Consider the following 20,553-nt stretch of genomic DNA (forward strand, 5'->3'; position numbering starts at 1 on the left):
GCGGCCGCACCCGGTCAGGTGAGCCGGTTCACGGGCACCCGCCGGAAGGTGATCGTCTCGTACGCCCCGAAGTCCCCCGTCTCGTACAGGACTCCGACGGTGGACCGGTCGATCCGGGTCAGGTCGGAGTAGGCGGCGGGCAGGCCGTCGAGCGGGTACACCGCACGCCACGTGGTCCCGTCGTCGTCGGACGCCCGGATCGTCATCAGGGCGCGGGTGTTCGGGTCGGCCGGGCCCGAGTACAGCAGCACGTCCGGATCCCGCAGTTGCAGCACCGAGGCCTCGCAGACCGGCGCGGTGAGCCCGGCCTGCGGCCGGAACGGCTTCACCAGCGTCCGCCCGCCGTCCGCCGAGTACGCGTCGGCACGGTTCCCCGGCGCAGGCGAGTCGTTACGGGTGTTGAAGTAGACCCGGCCGTCCGGGAGTTCGGCGGCGGTGGTCTCGTTGACGTTGACGTACCCGTCGGTGTTCTCGTCGAGGTAGCCGAGGTACCAGCTCTCGCCCCGGTCGTCGCTGAGCAGGCAGTGGCCGCTGTTGTACCTGGCCTCCGTGCCGCTGTCGGTCCCGGTGGGCGGCAGCGTGTGGTTGGCGGCCACCACGACGCGCCCGCTGCCCAGTTGGAGCGCGTGTCCGGGCGTGGTCGCGTACCACCGCCAGCCGGGCTCCTTCACGGTCCCGGTGATCTCCGTCGGACCGGACCACGTCACGCCGTCGTCGTCGCTGTGCTGCACCCACACCCGGCGCCCGTCCGCGTCCGGCACCTGCCCGCGCAGGATGGCGTCCTCGGTGGCGGAGGCGGCGTTGCGGACGTGCACGAGCAGGATCCGGCCGGTGTCCAGCACCACGGGGGCCGGGTTGCCGGCCAGGTCCGGGCCGTTGTCCGCGGCGACCTGGAGCGCTCCCCAGGTGCGCCCGCCGTCGGTGGACCGCTTCAGCACCCGTCGATGCGCCCGTGGTCGGCGGCGGAGTCGGCCCTCCCCTCGCAGAAGGCGAGCACGGTGCCCGCCCGGGAGACCACCACGGCCGGGATCCGGAAACTGGCGTAGCCCTCGGTGCCCGCGCGAAAGGGAATGCTTGCTTCTGCGTCACTCATGGGCCGCCTTCTCCCCGGGCCGGGCGAATTCGCGGTGAACTCCGCGTCACGAGTGACCGATTGCGGCAGTATGCGGGGACATGGACGCCGTACGGGTCGCGCTGCTGCGTGAAGTGTTCGCCGGGACCGAGTGGTTGGGGGCGACGCGCAGGTTCGCGGGCGTCCTGCGGGGCTCGGTGGTGACGCACGGCGGCGGACTGCTGCTGCTCGGCACCCCGGAGTACGAGCCGTGGCATCTCGCCGCCCACCTGGTGGACGAGGCCGCGTGGTCCGGTACGCCGGAACTGGCGCCGACCCTGGTACGGCACGGCGCCCGCCCCTTTAACCCCGCGCACCTCGCCGTCGGCCCCGGCCGGATCGGCGCGGCCCGCAGGGGCGAGACGCTGCTGGTCGTGGCGCCGGGCGCGTCGCAGCCGCTCCTGGACCACGTGGACACCGCCCGCCGGGCCGGGGTGACGGTGCTGGCCCTGTCCGCCGCGCCCGACGACGCGCTGACGGCGATGGCCCATGAGACGCTCACCGTCCCCGAGGACGCGGAACTCGACCTGGACACCGTCCAGCACCTGGTCAGCGCGGCGACCGGGGAGAACGGCCCCTCGCCCAGGGGCCGCCGCCGCTTCAGGGACCGGCTCTCCCGCCTGGCCGAGACCCTGACGGCACCGCCCCCGACCCCCTGGTGACCACCCGCCCGCTCGACGTGACGGCCCGCCCGCGCGACCGCCCGGCCTGGAGAAAAAGCAGTTGAGGCGGCGCCGGTGCGCGTTCAGCATGGGGTGGCGTGACCGTGCTTCCCGACCTCGCTCCCTGGCGGGCCTCCGCCGACTTCCGCCGGCTGTGGGCCTCCGGCCTGATCAGCAACTTCGGGACCTTCCTGACGTTCGTGGCGCTCCCCGTGCAGATCAAGGACCTCACCGGGAGCGCGACCGCCGTCGGGGCCGTCGGCGCGGTGGAGCTGATCCCGCTCGTCCTCTTCGGCCTCTACGGCGGCGCCCTCGCCGACGCCCTCGACAAACGCCTGCTCATCCTGTGGACCGAGGCCGGGCAGGGCCTGCTCAGTGCCGCCCTGCTGGTCAACGCCCTGCTGCCGCACCCGGCGGTCTGGCCGCTGTACGCCGTCGCCGCGCTCTCCGCCGCCCTGGGCTCGGTCCAGCGCCCGGCCCTCGACTCGCTCCTGCCGAGGATCGTCGCCCACGACGACCTGCCGGCCGCGGCCGCCCTCAACTCGTTCCGCTGGACGGTCGGCGGTGTCGCGGGACCCGCGGTCGCCGGCCTGGTGGTGGCCTACGCGGGCCTCGGCTGGGCGTACGGCGCCGACCTGGTCACGTTCGCCGTCTCGGTCGTCCTGATCCTGCCGATCGCGGCGTGCCCCGCCGCCCACGAGGCCGTCAAGCCCTCCCTGCGCTCCATCGCGGAGGGCGCCCGCTACGCCTGGAGCCGCAAGGAACTCCTCGGCACCTACGCCGTGGACCTCGCCGCGATGTTCCTGGCCATGCCGCTCGCCGTGCTGCCGTTCCTGGCCGACGACCTGGACGCGAAGTGGTCCCTCGGACTGATGTACGCGGCGATCCCGGCCGGTTCCCTCCTCGTGAGCCTGGTCAGCGGCTGGACCGGGCGGGTGCGCCGGCACGGACGGATGGTGGTGCTCTCCGCCGGGCTGTGGGGCCTGGCGATCGCCGCCGCCGGTGCCGTGCGGAACGTCTGGCTGGTGCTGCTCCTGCTGGCCGTCGCGGGCGGCTGCGACATGGTCAGCGGCATCTTCCGGGGCGCCATGTGGAACCAGACGATCCCCGACGAACTGCGCGGCCGGCTCGCCGGGATCGAGCTGCTGTCGTACTCGGTGGGCCCGACCGTCGGCCAGGTCCGGGCCGGCGCCCTGGCCGGCCGACTCGGCGTGCGGGCCTCCGTCGGCGTGGGCGGACTGCTGTGCACGGGGGCGGTCGGCCTGCTGGCCCTGTGCCTGCCCGCCCTGATGGCCTACGACGCCCGGACCGACGAGCATGCCGTGCGGCTGCGCGCCCAGCGCACGGCCGCACCGACCCCGCTCTGATCAGCTCTCTTCGGAGGAGTCCCCGGCCGGCGCGTCGTGCCAGCGCGGATCGTTCTCCCACTGGAGGTTGCGCTCGCGCGCCATCTCCATCGCGTGCTCGGCCTCCTGCCGGCTGGCGTACGGGCCGAACCGGTCCTTCGCGGGGCACTCGGGCCCCTCCTCGACCTTCTTGTGCTCCAGGCAGTAGTACCACTCGCCCGGCTTGCCGACGGTCCGCTTCTTGAACAGGGCCATGACCATCTCCTTTCGCCTTCCACATGTTCCCGCATGCCCGCTGGTTAGACTCGCTGGCATGTCTGGCCAGTCGCTGCTCGTACCAGGGGAGCTCTCTCCCACCCGTTCGGTACCCGGGAACATCCGTCGTCCCGAGTACGTCGGGAAACCCGCGCCGACCCCGTACACCGGGCCCGAGGTGCAGACCCCGGAGACCGTCGAGGCGATGCGGACCGCCGGCCGTATCGCCGCGCAGGCGATGGCGGAGGCCGCGAAGATCATCGCGCCGGGGGTGACCACGGACGAGCTGGACAGGGTCGCGCACGCGTACATGTGCGACCACGGGGCCTACCCCTCCACGCTGGGCTACCGCGGCTTCCCGAAGTCCCTGTGCACCAGCCTCAACGAGGTCATCTGCCACGGCATCCCGGACTCGACGGTCCTCCAGGACGGCGACATCGTCAACCTGGACGTGACGGCGTACATCGGCGGGGTGCACGGCGACAACAACGCGACCTACCTGGTCGGGGACGTCGACGAGGAGAGCCGGCTGCTGGTCGAGCGGACCCGGGAGTCCCTGGACCGGGCGATCAAGGCGGTCAAGCCGGGCCGGCAGATCAACATCATCGGCCGGGTCATCGAGTCGTACGCCAAGCGCTTCGGGTACGGCGTGGTCCGGGACTTCACCGGCCACGGCATCAACTCGTCGTTCCACTCCGGGCTGATCATCCCGCACTACGACAGCCCGCACGCGACGACCGTGATGCAGCCCGGGATGACCTTCACGATCGAGCCGATGCTGACCCTCGGGACGCACGAGTACGACATGTGGGACGACGGCTGGACGGTCGTCACCAAGGACCGCAGGCGGACCGCGCAGTTCGAGCACACCCTGGTGGTGACCGACACCGGCGCGGAGATCCTCACCCTGCCGTAGTCCCGCCGCCCCCCGGGCCCGTCCTCCCCTCGGAGGGCGGGCCCTTTTCGGGTACGCTTTTCCCGACAAGGTGTCGGTAACTTTTCCGGCAAGGCGTCGGCAAGGCGTTGACTTAGGTAAGCCTTACCTTAAAGGATGTTGCCCATGGACTCCTTCTCGACCCTCATCCGCACCGCGTCCCACGAGCAGCACGTGGCGGCGGAGACCTCGACGTTCATGAGCGACCTGCTGGGCGGCCGGCTCGGCGTGGCCGCCTACGCGCGCTACACCGAACAGCTGTGGTTCGTGTACGAGGCGCTGGAGAGCGGGGCCGCGCGGCTGGCGTCGGACCCGGTGGCCGGGCCCTTCGTGCGGCCCGAGCTGTTCCGGCTGGCCGCGCTGGAGCAGGACCTCGCGCACCTGCGCGGCGCCGGGTGGCGGACGGGACGCGGGGCGCTGCCGGCCACCGAGGAGTACGCGGCCCGGGTGCGGGAGTGCGCCGGGACCTGGCCCGCGGGCTACATCGCCCACCACTACACCCGCTACCTCGGCGACCTCTCCGGCGGCCAGATCATCCGCGACCGCGCCGAGCGGACCTGGGGTTTCGAGAAGAAGGGCGACGGCGTCCGCTTCTACGTCTTCGAGCAGGTCGCCAACCCCGCCGCCTTCAAGCGCGGCTACCGCGACCTCCTGGACGCGGTGGACGCCGACGACCTGGAGCGGCAGCGGATCGTCACCGAGTGCAAGCGCGCGTTCGCCCTCAACACGGAGATGTTCCGGGAACTCGGCGAGGAGTTCCCGCTCACCGCGTGAGGATCAGCCGGCCACCGAGCAGTACTCGTTCGTCCCCTGCCAGAAGCGGTACAGCTCCTGGCCGCAGTAGCGGTCGAAGTCGCCCACGCCCAGGCCCCGCAGCAGCGCGTCGATCACGTCGAAGAACGCGCTGTTGACGGACGGCACCCACAGCAGCGCGAAGACGAAGAGCAGGCCGAACGGTGCGAACGGCTCCACCTGGCGCTTGATGCCGTACGACAGCCAGGGCTCGATCACCCCGTAGCCGTCCAGGCCCGGCACCGGCAGGAAGTTCAGGATCGCGGCCGTGACCTGGAGCAGGGCGAGGAAGGCGAGGGCGTAGCGGAAGTCGCGCGGGACGCCGTCCAGGGAGTGCAGCCAGAACGGCGCGGTGCAGACGGCCGCGAACAGCACGTTCGTCAGCGGTCCTGCCGCCGAGACGAGGCTGTGCCGCCAGCGGCCGCGGATCCGGTTGCGCTCGATGAAGACGGCGCCGCCCGGCAGGCCGATCCCGCCCATGATCACGAACAGCACCGGGAGCACGATGCTCAGCAGGGCGTGCGTGTACTTCAGCGGGTTCAGGGTCAGGTAGCCCTTGGCGCCCACGGTGAAGTCGCCGCTGTGCAGGGCGGTGCGCGCGTGCGCGTACTCGTGCAGGCACAGCGAGACGATCCAGGCCGCCGTCACGAACAGGAACACCGCGACGCCGGGCTGCTCGGCGAACCCGGACCAGGTGGCCCACCCGGTGACCGCGGTGACGGCCGTGATCCCGACGAAGACGGGACTGATCCGCCGGTCGCTGTGGCGGGTGGTGGTGGCGGTCATGGGCCGGGACTCCTGGGACGCGTCGGTGGTGGCGTGCGGGGTCGACCGTACCTGGCGGGGAGCACACGTGCGTCGGGTGCCGGGTAAATACCCGCGGGCCCTGCCGAGAACGGACCGCGACCGGGCCCGGTTCCCGCGGGCGCGACGGACGGCCGACGAAGGCGGCCCCGGCGCGAACCGGCCAACGGGCCGCCTCGGTACGGTCTCCGCTGCCGCCGCGGAGGCGGCCCTCGAACCCCGTCGCGCGCGGCGCCGTACCCGTGGCCGTCGCCCCTGTCCTCGGTCCCCGGCGGCCGCCCGCGCCCGGCCCGCGGCCGTCCGGCACCCCGCCGTCCGAACCCCGTGACCGCCGTCCGCGCCGCCAGGGACAATGGACCCCGTGCGCTATCGGATTCTCGGCACCACCCAGGTACTCCGCCCCGACGGCACGGCCGTCCCCGTGGGCGGGGCACGGCTGCGTGCCCTGCTGACCGTGCTGGCGCTGCGGCCCGGACGCTCCGTGCCCGCCGGGCTGCTCGTCGACGAGGTGTGGGGCGACGATCCGCCCGCGGACGCCGGCGGCGCGCTCCAGGCGCTGGTCGGCCGGCTGCGCCGGGCGCTCGGCGCGGACGCGGTGGAGTCCACCGACGGCGGCTACCGGCTCGCGGCCGCTCCCGACGACATCGACCTGCACCGCTTCGAGCGGCTCACCGGCGAGGCACTGCGCGCGCTCGCCGACGGTGACCCCGCCAAGGCGGCCACCGTCCTCGACGACGCCCTCGCGCTGTGGCACGGACCGGCCCTGGCCGACCTGCCCGACCGCACCGCGGAGGCGGCCGGCATCGGCATCCGCCGCCTCGACGCGCTGCGCGCCCGCCACACCGCGGCCCTCGCCCTCGGCCACGCCGAACAGGCCCTGCCCGAACTGGCCGCCCTGTGCGACGCCCACCCCCTGGACGAATCCCTCCAGGCACTGCGCCTGCGCGCCCTGCACGCCTGCGGCCGCACCGCCGAGGCACTGGCCGCCTACGACGGCGTACGGCACCTGCTCGCCGACCGGCTCGGCTCCGACCCCGGACCCGAACTTCGTTCCCTGCACGCCGAGTTGCTGGCGCCGGCCGCGGCGCCCGAGCAGCCGTCGCGGCCCGGCAACCTGCGCGCCCGGCTCACCTCCTTCGTGGGCCGCGAGAAGGACCTGGAGGTCATCAGGGGCGACCTGGCCACCGCCCGCCTGGTCACCCTGCTCGGGCCCGGCGGCGCCGGCAAGACCCGGCTGTCCCAGGAGGCCGCCGAGGCCGTGCGGCACACCGTCAGGGACGGCGTGTGGCTGGCCGAACTGGCGCCCGTCGACGACCCGGCCGACGTCCCCGAGGCCGTCCTCAGCGCCGTCGGCGCCCGCGAGACCGTGCTGTACGGCGCCGGCGCGGAGGGCATGCGGGCCGCCGCCGACCGGCACGACGACCCGGTCGAGCGGCTCGTCGACCACTGCTCGCGACGCCGGATGCTGATCGTCCTCGACAACTGCGAGCACGTCGTGGACGCCGCCGCCGACCTCGCCGCCCGGCTCCTGGAGCGCTGCCCGGACCTGACGGTCCTCGCCACCAGCCGCGAACCCCTCGGCGTACCCGGGGAGTTGCTGCGCCCGGTGGAACCGCTGCCCGACCCGGTGGCGCTGCGGCTGCTCGCCGACCGGGGCGCCGCGGCCCGGCCCGGCTTCACGGTCGACGCCGACGAGGAGACCGCCGCGGCCTGCGCCGAGATCTGCCGCCGCCTGGACGGCCTGCCGCTCGCCATCGAACTGGCCGCCGCCCGGCTGCGGATGCTCACGCCCCGGCAGATCGCCGACCGGCTCGACGACCGCTTCCGCCTGCTCACCTCCGGCAGCCGCACGGTCCTGCCCCGCCAGCAGACCCTGCGCGCGGTCGTCGACTGGTCCTGGGACCTGCTCGACGCCGAGGAACGGAGCGTGCTGGGCCGGCTCTCGGTGTTCGCGGGCGGCTGCGACCTGGCCGCCGCCGAGGCGGTCTGCGGTCCCGCCGCCCTCGACGCGCTGGCCTCCCTGGTCGACAAGTCCCTCGTCGTCGCCGCCCCTTCGGACGGGCAGGGGATGCGCTACCGGCTCCTGGAGACCGTCGCCGAGTACGCCGGCGCCCGCCTGGACGAGAGCGGCGCCCGTGCCGACGCCGAACGCGGCCATCTGACGTACTACCGCGAACTGGCCCGCACCACCGACCCGTTGCTGCGCGGCACCGGCCAGCGTGCCGCCGTGGCCCGGCTGGAGCTGGAGTACGAGAACCTGCGCACCGCCATCCGGCACGCCATCGCCACCCGGGACGAGCAGGAGGCGCTGTGCCTGGCCCACTCCCTGGTCTGGTACTGGCAGTTGCGGGACAAACGGGTCGAGACCCGCACCTGGTGCGCCGACATCATGGCGCTCGGCCCCGACCCCTTCGCCGAGCCCGTCCGGCGCGCCGAGCCGGTGTGGCGGCGCCCGCACGACACCCCGCCGCCGTACTCCGGGGAAGTCCTCCTCGACGCCCGGCGCGGCATCCACCTGGCCCACATGGCCTGCATGGACACCGAGCCGGACGTCTGGCAGACGCCGGCCGTGCAGGCGAAGATGCGCGCCGTCACCGAGGCCTACCGGCCCGGACTGCCGCAGACCTGCCGGGCCCCCGGCATGTTCTGGTTCTTCGCCGTGATGCTGACCGGGGGCCTTGAGCAGCTGCGCACCATCGTGGACGCCGGTGTCGAGACCTGCCGGCGGACGCCCGGCTTCGAGTGGGAACTGGCCGGCGCCCTCCAGCTGCGGGCCAACGTGTTCGCCAACTTCGCCACCTCGGCGGGCGCCGCCACCCGGGACGCCGACGAGGCCCTGGAGATCTTCCGGCGCCTCGGCGACGACTGGGGCACCGCCGAGGCCTACTCGGCGCGCGCGGAGTCCCGGGAGCGGATGGGGGAGTACCGGGAGGCCGCCACCGACTACGAGTCCGCGATCGAGTGCGCCGGACGGCTGGACGCCCGTACCCAGGTCGCCGTGCTCAACGCCCGGCTCGGCATGGCGCTGCTCGAACTGGGCGAGATCGAGCGCGGCGAGCGGCTGCTGCGCGAGGTCATCGACGACCACGACAGCAGCCACAACGAGGCGATGCCCGCCGCCCGGCTCTTCCTCACCGTGTGGCTGCTGCTGACCGACCGGATCGTCGAGGCCCGTGAGCAGCTGCGGCTGCTGCGCGATCAGTTCACGATCTCGCACTTCGTGGTCTTCGACGCGATGATCCTCATCCAGGAGGCGTGGGTGGACGCCCTCGACGGACGTCACACCGAGGCCCTGGCCAAGCTGCGTGCGGCGATGGTGCACTCCGCCGACCCGCTGGCCCAGGCCGTCACCCCGCACTCCGCCTCCTCCGCACTGACCGTCGCCGCCTTCACGCTGGCCGGCGCGGACGGCGGCGCCCGCGCCCAGGACGCCGCCCGCTGCCTGGGCGCCGCCGACGCCGCGCAGCCGGCCGGGCACATCGCCTCCGGCATGGAACGCCGGCTGCACGCCCGCGCCGAGGAACGGGTGCGGGCCGCGATCGGCGACGACGCCGCCTACGCGGCCGCGTACGCGGAAGGCGGTGGCCTCTCCCTCGCGGAGGCCACCGCCCTGCTCTGAGACCCGGCACCGGGCACGCCCGGTGTCAGCTCTTGGTACGGAACTTGTAGACCGCGTACGGCGCCGCGACCGCGGTGATCGCCACCGACCAGCCCAGCGTGATCCACAGGTCGTGGGCGACCGGACCGCCGATCATCAGTCCGCGCGCCGCGTCGGCCAGCGTGGACAGCGGGTTGTAGTCGGTGAAGGCCTGCAGCCAGCCCGGCATCGACTGGGTCGGCGCGAAGATCGACGAGCCGAACTGCAGCGGGAACAGCACCAGGAACCCCATCGCCTGCACGGACTGCGCGCTCTTGAGGATCACGCCCAGGGTGAGGAACACCCACATGATCGAGGAGGCGAACACCGCGGACAGGCCCACGGCGGCGAACAGCCCGGCCCAGTGGGTGATGTGGAACCCGACCAGCACGGCGACGACCATCAGCACGGCGGTCGCGAACAGCATCCGCACCAACTCGACGGAGATCTTGGCGAACAGCACCGAGCCGCGCCCGATCGGCAGCGACCGGAACCGGTCCATCACACCGGAGTTGAAGTCCTGGCTGAACCCGGTGCCGACGCCCTGCGAGAGCGTCATGCTCATCATCGCGATCATGCCCGGGATGACGTACTGGACGTAGCCGGCCTGGCCGCCGCCCAGCGCCTGGCCGATCGAGCCGCCGAAGACGTACACGAACAGCAGCGTGAAGACGACCGGCATCAGCAGCGCGTCGAACATCGACTCGGGGTCCTGCCGGATCCACAGCAGGTTGCGGCGGATCAGGGCGCCGGTGTGCCGCAGATGCCCGCGCAGCGGGATCCGGGCGTCGGCGGTGCCCGGGGCGGTGACGGCCGGGGTGGTGGTGACGGCGCTCATACGGCGACCTCCTCGCGGTCGTCGGCCGGCGTGGCGTCCTGCGGGGCACTGGCGCGGTGGCCGGTGAGCGACAGGAAGACCTCGTCCAGGCTGGGAAGTTCGGTGACGATGGAACTGATGGTGATACCGCGGGCGGTGACGGCGCCGACCACGGCGGTCAGCTGCTCGTCGCTGAGGATCGGCACCAGCAGGGTGCCGCGCTCGGCGTCCACGGTCGTGCTCGCGAGCCCGGTGATGCCCAGCTCGTCGATCATCGCGGCGAGGGGCCGCACCTGCAGCGGGTCGACCGGCTGCACGCGCAGCGTCCGCCCGCCCACCTTGGCCTTCAGTTCCTCCACCTTGCCGCCGGCGATGACCTTCCCGCGGTCCACGACGGTCAGCTCGGAGGCGAGCTGCTCGGCCTCCTCCATGTACTGGGTGGTCAGCAGCACGGTCACGCCCTCGCCGACCATCGCCTTGACCTCGTCCCACACCTCGTTGCGGGTGCGCGGGTCCAGACCCGTGGTCGGCTCGTCCAGGAACAGCACCTGGGGGTGCCCGATCATCGAGGCGGCCAGGTCGAGGCGGCGGCGCATGCCGCCGGAGTAGGTGCTCGCCGGGCGCTTGGCGGCGTCCGTCAGCGAGAACCGCTCCAGCAGCTGGTCGGCGCGGGTCCGGGCGTCCTTGCGGGACAGGTCGAGCAGCCGCCCGATCATGTACAGGTTCTCCCAGCCCGGCAGCTTCTCGTCGACCGAGGCGTACTGCCCGGTCAGGCCGATCACCCGGCGCAGCTGGCGGGGCTGGTGCAGGACGTCGTAGCCGGCGACGGTGGCCTGCCCGGCGTCCGGCTTCAGCAGGGTGGACAGGATCCGCACCAGGGTCGTCTTGCCGGCCCCGTTCGGTCCGAGGACACCCATCACGGTGCCTTCGCGGACGTCCAGATCAACTCCGTCGAGAGCCTTGGTGTCGCCGTAGTGCTTCACCAGCCCCCGTACGGTCACGGCGGTGTTGTCGATTCGCGTCATGGGAAGAACCGTGCCAGGCGCCACCGACAAACCACCGACAGGCCGCCGACACCGGCCGACAGCCCGCCGACACGGGTACCGTGCCCGCGTGACCACCCTTTCGGCCCAGGCCCTCGACACCGGGCGGCTGGAGCTGCTGCCGTTGCGCGTCGAGCACGCCGATGAGATGGCGGCGGTGCTCTCCGACCCGGCCCTGCACACCTTCACCGGCGGCGCCCCGGACACCGCGGCCGGCCTGCGCTCGCGCTACCGGCGGCTCGCCGAGGGCTCCCGCGACCCGGCCGTCACCTGGCTGAACTGGGTGATCCGGCTGCGCGCCGAGTCCTGCCTGACGGGCTACGCGCAGGCGACGCTCACCGGTCCCGTCGCCGAGGTCGCCTGGGTGGTGGGCACCGCGTGGCAGGGCCGGGGCATCGCCACGGAGGCGGCCCGCGCCGTCGTCGGCCGGCTGGCCCGGCCGCCGGTCCGCGCCGTCGTCGCCCACATCCACCCCGGCCACCACGCCTCGGCGGCGGTCGCCGCGGCCGCCGGGCTGGTGCGCACCGACGAGGAGCAGGACGGCGAGGTCCGCTGGCGGCTTTCGGTGCCTCCGGGAGCGCGGCCGGTGTGAGCCGCGGCCCGGACGCGGGCAGCCGGCCCGCCGACGGGGGATGATCGGCGGGCCGGCCTGGGTGTTGCCGCAGTGGCTCTAGTGGACGGAGTGCTCCTCCAGCGGGAACGTCCCGCCGACCACGTCCTCGGCGTAGGCGCGGGCCGCGTCGCCCATCACGGCGCGCAGGTCCGCGTACTTCTTCACGAACTTCGGCACCCGGCCCGAGGTCAGGCCCAGCATGTCGGTCCACACCAGGACCTGCGCGTCGGTCTCGGGACCTGCGCCGATCCCGACGGTCGGGATGTGCAGCACGCGGGTCACCTCGGCCGCCAGCTCCGCCGGGACCAGTTCGAGCACGACCGCGAACGCGCCCGCGTCCTGGACCGACTTGGCGTCGCGCAGCAGCTGCTGGGCCGCCTCCTCGCCGCGGCCCTGCACGCGGTAGCCCATCGCGTTGACGGACTGCGGGGTCAGGCCGATGTGCGCCATCACCGGGATGCCGGACTCCACCAGCAGCCGGATCTGCTCGTGCGACCGCTCGCCGCCCTCCAGCTTGACCGCGCCGACCCCGGCCTCCTTCACCATCCGGGTCGCCGAGCGCAGCGCCTGCACCGGGCCCTCCTGGTAGGAGCCGAACGGCAGGTCGCCGACGATCAGGGAGCGCCGGGTGCCGCGGACCACGGCCGCCGCCAGCACCGTCATCTCGTCCATCGTGACGGGCACGGTGGACTCGTATCCGAGGTGGCAGTTGCCGGCCGAGTCGCCGACCAGGAGCACCGGGATGCCGGCCTCGTCGAAGACGGAGGCGGTCATCGCGTCGTACGCGGTGAGCATGGGCCACTTCTCGCCGCGTTCCTTGGACAGCGCGATGTCGCGGACCGTGATGCGGCGGGTGCCCTTGCCTCCGTACAGCGTCCTGCTGCCGTCGGAGGGGCTGTTCTGCGCAGGCTGGGCAGCCGAGAGCTGCGTCATGTGAACGGCTCCTTCACGTCATCTCGAGGCACCCTCACGGTGTCCCCGGACCGGTTCCATGGTGGCACTTCGTGCCGTCCGCGGCCAGAGGACCCCCCTGTGATCCATCGGTCACCCGTTCTGAGTAAGGCCTCGGTAAAGGAATTCAGATACGAGACGGTGCCGTATTGAAATGGCCCTAGGCTCGTCGGCATGACAACTCCTGCCGACCACGCTCCAACCGGCCCGCGCATACCCGAGGAGGTGCACCGGCGCCGCTGGGCGATCCTCGGCGCGCTGATGCTGAGCCTGCTGATCGTGGTGCTCGACAACTCGATCCTGAACGTCGCGATCAAGACCATCTCCACCCCCGCGCCGACCGGCCTCGGCGCCACCCAGAGCCAGCTGGAGTGGGCGATCAACGCCTACACCCTGGTCTTCGCCGGCCTGCTCTTCACCGCCGGCCTCATCGGCGACCGGCTCGGCCGCAAGAAGGTGCTGATCGGCGGCCTCCTCGTGTTCGGCGTCGGCTCCGCCCTGGCCGCCGAGTCCGCCTCGCCGGCCCAGCTGATCGCCTACCGGGCGCTGATGGCGCTCGGCGCCGCGTTCGTGATGCCCGCCACCCTCGCCGTCCTGATGAACGTCTTCGAGCGTCAGGAACAGCCCAAGGCCATCGGCATCTGGGCCGGCGGCGTCGGCCTCGCCATCGCGATCGGCCCGATCACCGGCGGTGTGCTCCTCGACCACTTCTGGTGGGGCTCGGTCTTCCTCGTCAACGTCCCGATCGTGATCGTCGCGCTCGCGCTGATGCTGTGGCTGGTGCCCGACTCGCGCGACCCGCGCCCCGGCCGCCTGGACCCCGTCGGCGTGGTGCTCTCCGTCGTCGGCCTGGTCCTGCTGGTCTACGGCATCATCAAGGGCGGCGAACTCGCCGACTTCACCGACGCCAAGGCGCTCGCCACCATCATCGCCGGTGTCGTGGTGCTCGCCGGCTTCGTGATCTACGAGATGCGCAGCGACCACCCCTCCCTGGACGTCACCTACTTCAGGAACAAGGTGTTCTCGTCCGCCATGGCCGCCATCGCGCTGGTCTTCTTCGCGCTGATGGGCGTCACCTTCTTCTCGGTCTTCTACACCCAGAGCGTGCGCGGCTACTCGCCGCTGCAGTCCGGCCTGCTGCTGCTCCCGCTGGCCGTCGCCCAGCTGATCTTCGCGCCGCGCGCCCGGCTGGTCGTGGACCGGATCGGCAACAAGGCCACCACCACCGGGGGCCTGGTCCTGATCGCGGCGATGCTCGGCATGTTCGCCACCTTCGAGGTCGACACCCCGATCTGGCTCCTGGAGGTCGTCTTCTTCCTGATGGGCACCGGCATGGCGCACATCATGACGCCCACCTCGGTCGTCATCATGCAGGCCCTGCCCCGCGAGAAGGCCGGTTCCGCCTCGGCGCTCAGCAACACCTTCCGCCAGGTCGGCGGCGCCCTCGGCATCGCCGTCCTCGGCTCGGTCCTGTCGACGTCGTACCGCAACGGCATCGAGGACAAGCTCGGCGCGCTGCCGCCGGGCCTGCGCGACACCGCCGGCGAGTCCATCGAGGCCACGCTCGGCGTCGCCCAGAAGCTCGGGGCGCAGGGCAGGTCCCTGGTCACGCCCGCCAACGACGCCTTCCTGCACGCCATGCACATGACCGCCCTGTGCGGTGTGGGCGTCGCGCTGCTCGGCGCCGTGGTCACGGCCCTCTTCCTGCCGGGCAGGCCGCCGGCCGGCCAGCAGGGCGACCGCGAACAGGAGTTGGTGGCCGCCGCGGAGTGAGCTGACGCACGATACGGCGGGGATCCACGGGGGGAGGCTTGGCTGCGGGAGAATTTCCGCAGCCAGTGAGAGGACGGTATGACGTGAGGCTTGCCGACAGTCGGCCGCGGTCCGTGGGTCCCGCCCGGGGGCGTCCCCGCAGCGAGGCGGTGGAGAGCGCCATCCTGGAAGGGGTGATGAAGCTCCTCGAGGACGGCGTCCCGCTCGCGGAACTGTCCATCGAGCGCATCGCCCGGACCGCCGGCGTCGGCAAGGCCACCATCTACCGCCGCTGGAACGGCAAGGAGGAACTCTTCGTCGACGTCATGCGCGCCGCCGAGCCGCCCGACCCCGAACTCCCCGGCACCTCCATGCGCGACGACCTCGTCGTCCTGCTCGAATCACTGCGCCGGCGCGGGCTGATGAACCGTTCGTCGGCGATCCTGCACAACGTGTACGCCCAGATGAAGAGCAGCCCCCGCATCTGGAACGCCTATCACGTCAACGTCGTCAACCCGCGCCGCGAACTCGGCAAGGAAGTGCTGCGCCGCGGCCAGCGCAACGGAGAACTCCGCACCGACATCGACGTGGACGTCGCCAACGACATGTTCACCGGCCCGATGCTGCTGCGGGCCATCCTGCGCCCGGACGCGGACCTCCCCGAAGGCCTCGCCGAGGAGATCGTCGACTCGGTGCTGGCCGGCCTACGGCCCGTCAGCCCGCCGGAACCGAAGCCGTAGCGGGCGCGGGCGTCCCCGGCGGAATGTGCACGTTTCGTCACAGTGCACGCCGACCGGCCGGAAACCGGAACCTCGTCGGCCGGTGTCTTCGTCTTCGTCTTCCGTACGGCCGTCATGTGACGGCGGGATCGGAGCCGATCATCCCCTAGGGTCGTATCCCGGGGGACGACGGTGTGCACGGCAGGTTGTGAGGCAGGCGTATGGCGCAGCAGGCGTACATGACGGAGACGGACAACGGCGGCTCGGGGCCCGAGCGCCGGGGAGACCGGTTCCGGCGCCTGGTGGACCGTCTGGTGGCGGGCTGGCGCGACGACCCGCGCATCTGGCGCCGGGGCCTCGTCCTCGCCGCCGTCGCGTTGCTGCTGGCCGGCGTGATGCTGATGCACTCCCGCATCCCCAACGCCGTCGGCAATCTCGGCAGTCTGACAGAGACGTTCCTGCCGTGGCTCGGCCTGCTGATCCCGGTGCTGGTGGTGCTCGGCCTGGTGCGCCGGTCGGCCACCGCGCTCATCGCCGTCCTCCTCCCGGCGATCGTCTGGCTGAACATGTTCGGCGGACTGCTCACCGACAAGTCCGGCACCGGCGGCGACTTCACGGTCGCCACGCACAACGTGAACGCCGGGAACCCCGATCCGACCGGCACCGCCGACCGGCTCGCCGCCTCCGGCGCCGGTGTGGTGGCCCTGGAGGAGCTGACCGCGTCGGCCGTGCCCGCGTACGAGAAGGCGCTGGGGTCGACGTACAAGTACCACGCGGTGGAAGGCACCGTGGGGCTGTGGAGCAAGTACCGGCTGACCGGCGTGAAGGCCGTCGACATCAAGCTCGGCTGGACGCGGGCGATGCGGGCCACGGTCGCCACGCCGGAAGGTTCCCTCGCGGTCTACGTCGCCCATCTCCCCTCGGTCCGGGTGAAGGTGAACGCCGGGTTCACCGCCCGGCAGCGGGACACGAGCGCGGACGCGCTGGGCGAGGCCATCGCCGACGAGAGCCTGCCGCGGGTGATCCTGCTGGGCGACCTCAACGGCACGATGAACGACCGTTCCCTCAACGGCGTCACCTCGCAGATGCGCTCCACGCAGGGCGCGGCGGGCAGCGGGTTCGGGTTCAGCTGGCCGGCCGCGTTCCCGATGGCGCGCATCGACCAGATCATGGTGAAGGGCGTCGAGCCGGAGGGTTCCTGGGCCCTGCCGAGGACGGGCAGCGACCACCTCCCGATCGAGGCCCGTGTGAACCTGACCACATCGGATTCGTAGAATCCGCTGGTCAGAGGGGTCACCTCGTCTTTGTTAGGACAATCGGACACCGGGTCGTAACCCGGTGGAACACTTGTCCTGGGATGCTTTGTTCCGTAACTGAACTTAGAACGTACGGAACCCCGCTCCCGAAAGGCAACGCCCGCCATGCCCCTGGCCCTGCTCGCCCTGGCCGTCGGCGCCTTTGGTCTCGGCACCACCGAGTTCGTGATGATGGGCCTGCTGCCCGACGTCGCCGACGACCTGCGCATATCGATCCCCACCGCCGGGCACCTGGTCTCGGCGTACGCGCTGGGCGTCGTCATCGGTGCCCCGCTGCTCGCCGCACTCACCGCGCGCCTGCCCCGGCGCACGGTCCTGATCTCCCTGATGGCCCTGTTCGTGGCGGGCAACGCGCTGTCCGCACTGGCCCCCGGCTACCACTGGCTGCTGGCCGCCCGCTTCCTGAGCGGCCTGCCGCACGGCGCCTTCTTCGGTGTCGGCGCGGTCGTCGCCACGAACCTGGTGGCACCGGAACGCAGGGCCCGCTCGGTCTCCCTGATGTTCATGGGCCTGACGGTCGCCAACATCGCGGGCGTCCCCGTCGCCACCCTCATGGGCCAGCACCTGGGCTGGCGGGCGACCTTCCTCGGCGTCAGCCTGATCGGCGTCGCCGCGATGGCCGCGGTCGCGCTGCTCGTCCGCCGCGCCGACACCCCCGCCCCGGCCCTTGGCCTGCGCGGCGAACTGACCGCGCTGCGTTCCCTGCCGGTCTGGCTGGCCCTGGCCACCACGGTCGTCGGCTTCGGCGCGCTCTTCTCCGCGTACAGCTACATCACGCCGATGCTGACGGACTCCGCCGGGTACGCCCACTCCGACGTGACGCTGCTGCTGGCCCTCTTCGGCGTCGGCGCCACCGCGGGCAACCTGATCGGCGGCCGCCTCGCCGACCACGCCATGCGCGGCACGCTCTTCGGCGGCCTCGCCTCCATGGTCGCGGTGCTGCTCCTGTTCCCCGTCCTCATGCACACGCAGTGGAGCGCGGCCCTCGCGGTGACGCTGCTCGGCGTGGCCGCCTTCGTCACCGGCTCGCCCCTCCAGCTGATGGTCATGGAACGCGCCTCGGCCGGCCCGTCCCTCGCCTCCTCCGCCAACCAGGCCGCCTTCAACCTCGCCAACGCGGGCGGCGCCTGGATCGGCGGCGTGGCGCTGGCCGCGGGGTTCGGCGTGACGTCCCCGGCGCTGGCGGGCGCGGCCCTCGCGGTCCTGGGCCTCGGCGTGGCGGGCGTGGCCCTCGCGGTCGACCGCCGCCGGGCGGTGCCCTCGGCGGTTCAGGAACGCGTCGTCGCCTCGCACCTCCCCGACCCCACGGGACTGGTGCGCTCCTCCTGACCGGCGGCGCCCCGGCCGGCTTGCGGCCCGTGACGTCAAGGAACGCGGGCAGGATCCACCTTCGGGTGAAGCGATGCGGACGGGACGCGGACGACCCGGTCTGCCTGCGATGATGCTCTCGACACCAGCCCCGGGAGGCACACGATGTCCGCCGCAGCCATCGAGCGGCCCTCCGGCGACGAGCCGTTCTCGCTCACGGCCATCGCGGACGTCGAGGGGATCCTCAAGGCCGCCTCGAAGGCCGACTGAGCGCCGGCTCTCGCCTCCCGCGGCACGGCACGGCAGAAGGGCGCGAGGCCGGTGAAGACCTCACGCCCTTGTGCTCAGCGGCTCACCGCGTCAGCGGATCAGTGCTTGCGGTGCGCCTGCGCCTTGTACGACGAGACGTAGCCGTCCGCGGGCGAGCCCACGCCGGTCACGTCGTCGTAGCCCTTCACCGCGGACAGCGAGCTGTCCTTGCCGAGGCTGCGGACCGAGGTCAGCAGGCCGGCGGTGGCGTCGAAGCCGTTGGCGAAGTCGACGCGGGCGACCGCGAGGCCCTTGCCGGTCGGGTTGTCGGTGACGTCGTGGAAGACGCCCTTCTTCCCGGCCTTGGCGTAGATCGACGGATTGGCGAAGCCGAGGGCCTTGCCGCCTGCCGCCTCCTGGGCGAGCGCCTGCACCGCCGCGATGGTCGGCGCGGCCAGCGAGGTGCCGCCGATGCGGTACTCGCTGTACTGCTGCGACCCGTCGGCGAAGGTCTGGGTCTGGCCGACCAGGAACCCGGTGTTGGGGTCGGCGATCGCGGAGATGTCCGGGACCACACGGTTGCCGGTGGCGCTGTTGGCCGTCGCCAGCGAGTTCGGGACGACGCCCTTCTGGTAGTAGGGCTCGGCGACCGTCGCGCTGGTGCCGCCGCCCGCGCCCGAGGTGAAGGCACCCGGGAAGGAGGTCCAGCTCTTGCCGTCGGCCGACAGGGTCGCCTTCTCGGTGCCCCAGCCGGTCTCCCACTGGTACTTGTCGCCCTTGCCGACGGCCAGCGAGGTGCCGCCGACCGCGGTCACCCACGCCGAGTTGGCCGGGGTGTCGACCTGCTTCGTCCCGGTGTTGGCGACCTCGTCGCCGTTGTCGCCGGAGGAGAAGTAGAAGCCGATGCCCTGCACCGCGCCCAGCTGGAAGACCTGGTCGTAGGCGGCCGCGAGGTCCGGGGTCTGGTTGGCCTCGATGTCGCCCCACGAGTTGGAGACGATGTCGGCGAGGTGGTTGTCGACCACCTTGCTGAGCGAGTCCAGCAGGTCGTCGTCGTAGCAGGAGGCGGCGCCGACGTAGGTGACGTCCGCGTCCGGCGCGACCGCGTGCACGGCCTCGACGTCGAGGGTCTCCTCGCCGTACCAGCCGGCCGCCGAGCACTCGTCGGTCTTGGTGTAGGCGTTCGGCAGCACCTGGTGCAGCTGGCTCGTCTTCCAGGCCGCGTCGCCGTTGCGCTTGGCGTAGGTGCCGGCGTCGAAGGCGATGGTCGGCGAGGCGTACGCGTCGGTGATCGCGACGCGGACCTTCTTGCCGGTGTACTTGCCGGCGCCGTAGGCCGCCCGCAGCTGCTTGCCGGTGTAGCCCTTGATCGCGTAAGGGATCTTCGAGCCGTAGGCCGACGGCAGCGAGGTCGCGGTCCTGGAGCCGTAGTACGAGGAGAACGGCCCGGCGTTCTTGAACACGGCGTCCGGGGGCGGCAGCGTGTCGTCGTGGCTCGCCTTGTGCGGCGCGCTGTCCAGGCCGGTGACGGTCAGGATGGCGCTGCTCACGGCGGCCGGCACCGACGCGGTCTTCTCCGGCGCGCGGTACGTCTTCGAGCCCTTGGCGTAGTTGTGCAGCTGGGTGCCGAAGGCCTGCTCGACGGCGGAGACGTCGCCGGAGACGGATATGTAGTGCTGGGTGACGTCGGTGACCTTCAGACCGGACGCGGTCAGCCAGGACTTGACGGCCTTCACCTGGGCCGCGGTGGCGCCGTAGCGGGCCTGGGCCTGCTTGGCGCTGAGGTACTTGCCGTAGGAAGGCGAGCCGGGGTCGGACACGGCCTTCGCGTAGGCCGCGAGGCCGCTGGCGTCCCGTCCGGCCAGATAGACGCGCGCCTTGACCTGCGCGCTGTTCGAGGTGGCGCCCTTGTCCGCCTTGGCCGTGGCCCAGGCGGGCTTGGTGCCCTTCAGGGCGTCACGGGCCGGGCTGTCCGCGGCGTGCGCCGCGGGTATGCCGAGTGCGAGCGCGCCGGCGATCATCGGCAGTGTCGCTGCCATGCTCACGCTGGCCCGCACCTTGGCACGGTTCGATCTCATACTGCCCCCTGCTATGCGGTTCGACGCATCGAGTGGTCGGTCATGCGTGATCATCGGGAGGCCAGCGGCGGAACGGCCCGTGAATGGATCACACGATGGGGGTCACTCTTGCGGTGAACTGTTCATGCCAGGGGAATGAAAAGGCCAAGGAAACCCCAAGTGGGCG

The 20,553-nt window shown here is 72.2% G+C and carries 16 protein-coding genes and 1 pseudogene; 10 read left to right on the top strand and 7 right to left on the bottom strand.

The genetic code is table 11. The annotated features are described in order from the left end of the window. Positions 1-14 precede the first annotated feature (14 nt). A pseudogene (locus ACIRQ9_RS06875) lies at positions 15-1,093 on the bottom strand (exo-alpha-sialidase). 80 nt (positions 1,094-1,173) lie between these two features. Between ACIRQ9_RS06875 and ACIRQ9_RS06880 the strand changes: the two are divergent. Then, positions 1,174-1,773 carry a hypothetical protein gene (locus tag ACIRQ9_RS06880; RefSeq protein WP_404167912.1) on the top strand — a complete coding sequence of 200 codons (600 nt, stop codon included), beginning with the start codon at positions 1,174-1,176 and terminating at the stop codon, positions 1,771-1,773. 98 nt (positions 1,774-1,871) lie between these two features. Then, positions 1,872-3,140 carry an MFS transporter gene (locus ACIRQ9_RS06885; RefSeq protein ID WP_404167914.1) on the top strand — a complete coding sequence of 423 codons (1,269 nt, stop codon included), beginning with the start codon at positions 1,872-1,874 and terminating at the stop codon, positions 3,138-3,140. Here ACIRQ9_RS06885 and ACIRQ9_RS06890 read toward each other — a convergent pair whose 3' ends face one another. Continuing rightward, complete coding sequence (locus tag ACIRQ9_RS06890) at positions 3,141-3,374, bottom strand: hypothetical protein (RefSeq protein ID WP_404167915.1); 234 nt, start codon at positions 3,372-3,374, stop codon at positions 3,141-3,143. Between the two features lie 58 nt (positions 3,375-3,432). Between ACIRQ9_RS06890 and map the strand changes: the two genes are divergently transcribed. Beyond that, the gene (gene map, locus ACIRQ9_RS06895; RefSeq protein ID WP_404167917.1) at positions 3,433-4,290 is read left to right on the top strand and encodes a type I methionyl aminopeptidase; all 858 of its coding nucleotides are present in this window, start codon (positions 3,433-3,435) and stop codon (positions 4,288-4,290) included. A gap of 144 nt (positions 4,291-4,434) precedes the next feature. Beyond that, positions 4,435-5,082 carry a heme oxygenase (biliverdin-producing) gene (locus tag ACIRQ9_RS06900; RefSeq protein ID WP_404167919.1) on the top strand — a complete coding sequence of 216 codons (648 nt, stop codon included), beginning with the start codon at positions 4,435-4,437 and terminating at the stop codon, positions 5,080-5,082. Between the two features lie 3 nt (positions 5,083-5,085). Here ACIRQ9_RS06900 and ACIRQ9_RS06905 read toward each other — a convergent pair whose 3' ends face one another. Then, positions 5,086-5,886 carry a site-2 protease family protein gene (locus ACIRQ9_RS06905; protein ID WP_404167921.1) on the bottom strand — a complete coding sequence of 267 codons (801 nt, stop codon included), beginning with the start codon at positions 5,884-5,886 and terminating at the stop codon, positions 5,086-5,088. A gap of 370 nt (positions 5,887-6,256) precedes the next feature. Between ACIRQ9_RS06905 and ACIRQ9_RS06910 the strand changes: the two genes are divergently transcribed. Next, the gene (locus ACIRQ9_RS06910) at positions 6,257-9,523 is read left to right on the top strand and encodes a BTAD domain-containing putative transcriptional regulator (RefSeq protein ID WP_404167923.1); all 3,267 of its coding nucleotides are present in this window, start codon (positions 6,257-6,259) and stop codon (positions 9,521-9,523) included. 25 nt (positions 9,524-9,548) lie between these two features. Here ACIRQ9_RS06910 and ACIRQ9_RS06915 read toward each other — a convergent pair whose 3' ends face one another. Together ACIRQ9_RS06915 and ACIRQ9_RS06920 are read right to left on the bottom strand one after the other, a co-directional pair. Beyond that, on the bottom strand, positions 9,549-10,379 hold the full coding sequence (locus tag ACIRQ9_RS06915) for an ABC transporter permease (RefSeq protein ID WP_404167925.1): 831 nt from the start codon (positions 10,377-10,379) through the stop codon (positions 9,549-9,551). Then, a complete protein-coding gene (locus tag ACIRQ9_RS06920) occupies positions 10,376-11,383 on the bottom strand; it encodes an ATP-binding cassette domain-containing protein (protein WP_404167927.1) in 1,008 nt (335 codons plus the stop codon). Before ACIRQ9_RS06920 ends, ACIRQ9_RS06915 begins: the two co-directional genes overlap by 4 nt. 88 nt (positions 11,384-11,471) lie before the next feature. Between ACIRQ9_RS06920 and ACIRQ9_RS06925 the strand changes: the two genes are divergently transcribed. After that, on the top strand, positions 11,472-11,993 hold the full coding sequence (locus tag ACIRQ9_RS06925; RefSeq protein ID WP_404167929.1) for a GNAT family N-acetyltransferase: 522 nt from the start codon (positions 11,472-11,474) through the stop codon (positions 11,991-11,993). A gap of 78 nt (positions 11,994-12,071) precedes the next feature. On the opposite strand, the gene panB is transcribed toward ACIRQ9_RS06925, so the two are convergent. Beyond that, positions 12,072-12,947, bottom strand: coding sequence for a 3-methyl-2-oxobutanoate hydroxymethyltransferase (gene panB / locus ACIRQ9_RS06930; RefSeq protein ID WP_404167931.1), 876 nt, complete (start codon positions 12,945-12,947; stop codon positions 12,072-12,074). A gap of 192 nt (positions 12,948-13,139) precedes the next feature. On the opposite strand from panB, the gene ACIRQ9_RS06935 reads away from it, so the two are divergent. The 4 genes from ACIRQ9_RS06935 to ACIRQ9_RS06950 all read left to right on the top strand — a co-directional run bounded on the left by ACIRQ9_RS06935 (position 13,140) and on the right by ACIRQ9_RS06950 (position 18,081). Next, positions 13,140-14,738, top strand: a complete 1,599-nt coding sequence (locus ACIRQ9_RS06935; RefSeq protein WP_404167933.1) for an MFS transporter — start codon at positions 13,140-13,142, stop codon at positions 14,736-14,738. An 83-nt stretch (positions 14,739-14,821) separates the two neighbouring features. Further along, a complete protein-coding gene (locus tag ACIRQ9_RS06940) occupies positions 14,822-15,457 on the top strand; it encodes a TetR/AcrR family transcriptional regulator (RefSeq protein ID WP_404167935.1) in 636 nt (211 codons plus the stop codon). A 200-nt stretch (positions 15,458-15,657) separates the two neighbouring features. Next, positions 15,658-16,710 carry an endonuclease/exonuclease/phosphatase family protein gene (locus ACIRQ9_RS06945; RefSeq protein WP_404167937.1) on the top strand — a complete coding sequence of 351 codons (1,053 nt, stop codon included), beginning with the start codon at positions 15,658-15,660 and terminating at the stop codon, positions 16,708-16,710. A 147-nt stretch (positions 16,711-16,857) separates the two neighbouring features. Further along, complete coding sequence (locus tag ACIRQ9_RS06950; protein ID WP_404167939.1) at positions 16,858-18,081, top strand: MFS transporter; 1,224 nt, start codon at positions 16,858-16,860, stop codon at positions 18,079-18,081. A 347-nt stretch (positions 18,082-18,428) separates the two neighbouring features. Here ACIRQ9_RS06950 and ACIRQ9_RS06955 read toward each other — a convergent pair whose 3' ends face one another. Further along, the gene (locus ACIRQ9_RS06955) at positions 18,429-20,348 is read right to left on the bottom strand and encodes a protease pro-enzyme activation domain-containing protein (RefSeq protein WP_404168214.1); all 1,920 of its coding nucleotides are present in this window, start codon (positions 20,346-20,348) and stop codon (positions 18,429-18,431) included. Positions 20,349-20,553: the final 205 nt, after the last annotated feature.

The organism is Streptomyces sp. NPDC101237 (assembly GCF_044767465.1).
Taxonomy (GTDB): Bacteria; Actinomycetota; Actinomycetes; order Streptomycetales; family Streptomycetaceae; genus Streptomyces; species Streptomyces gramineus.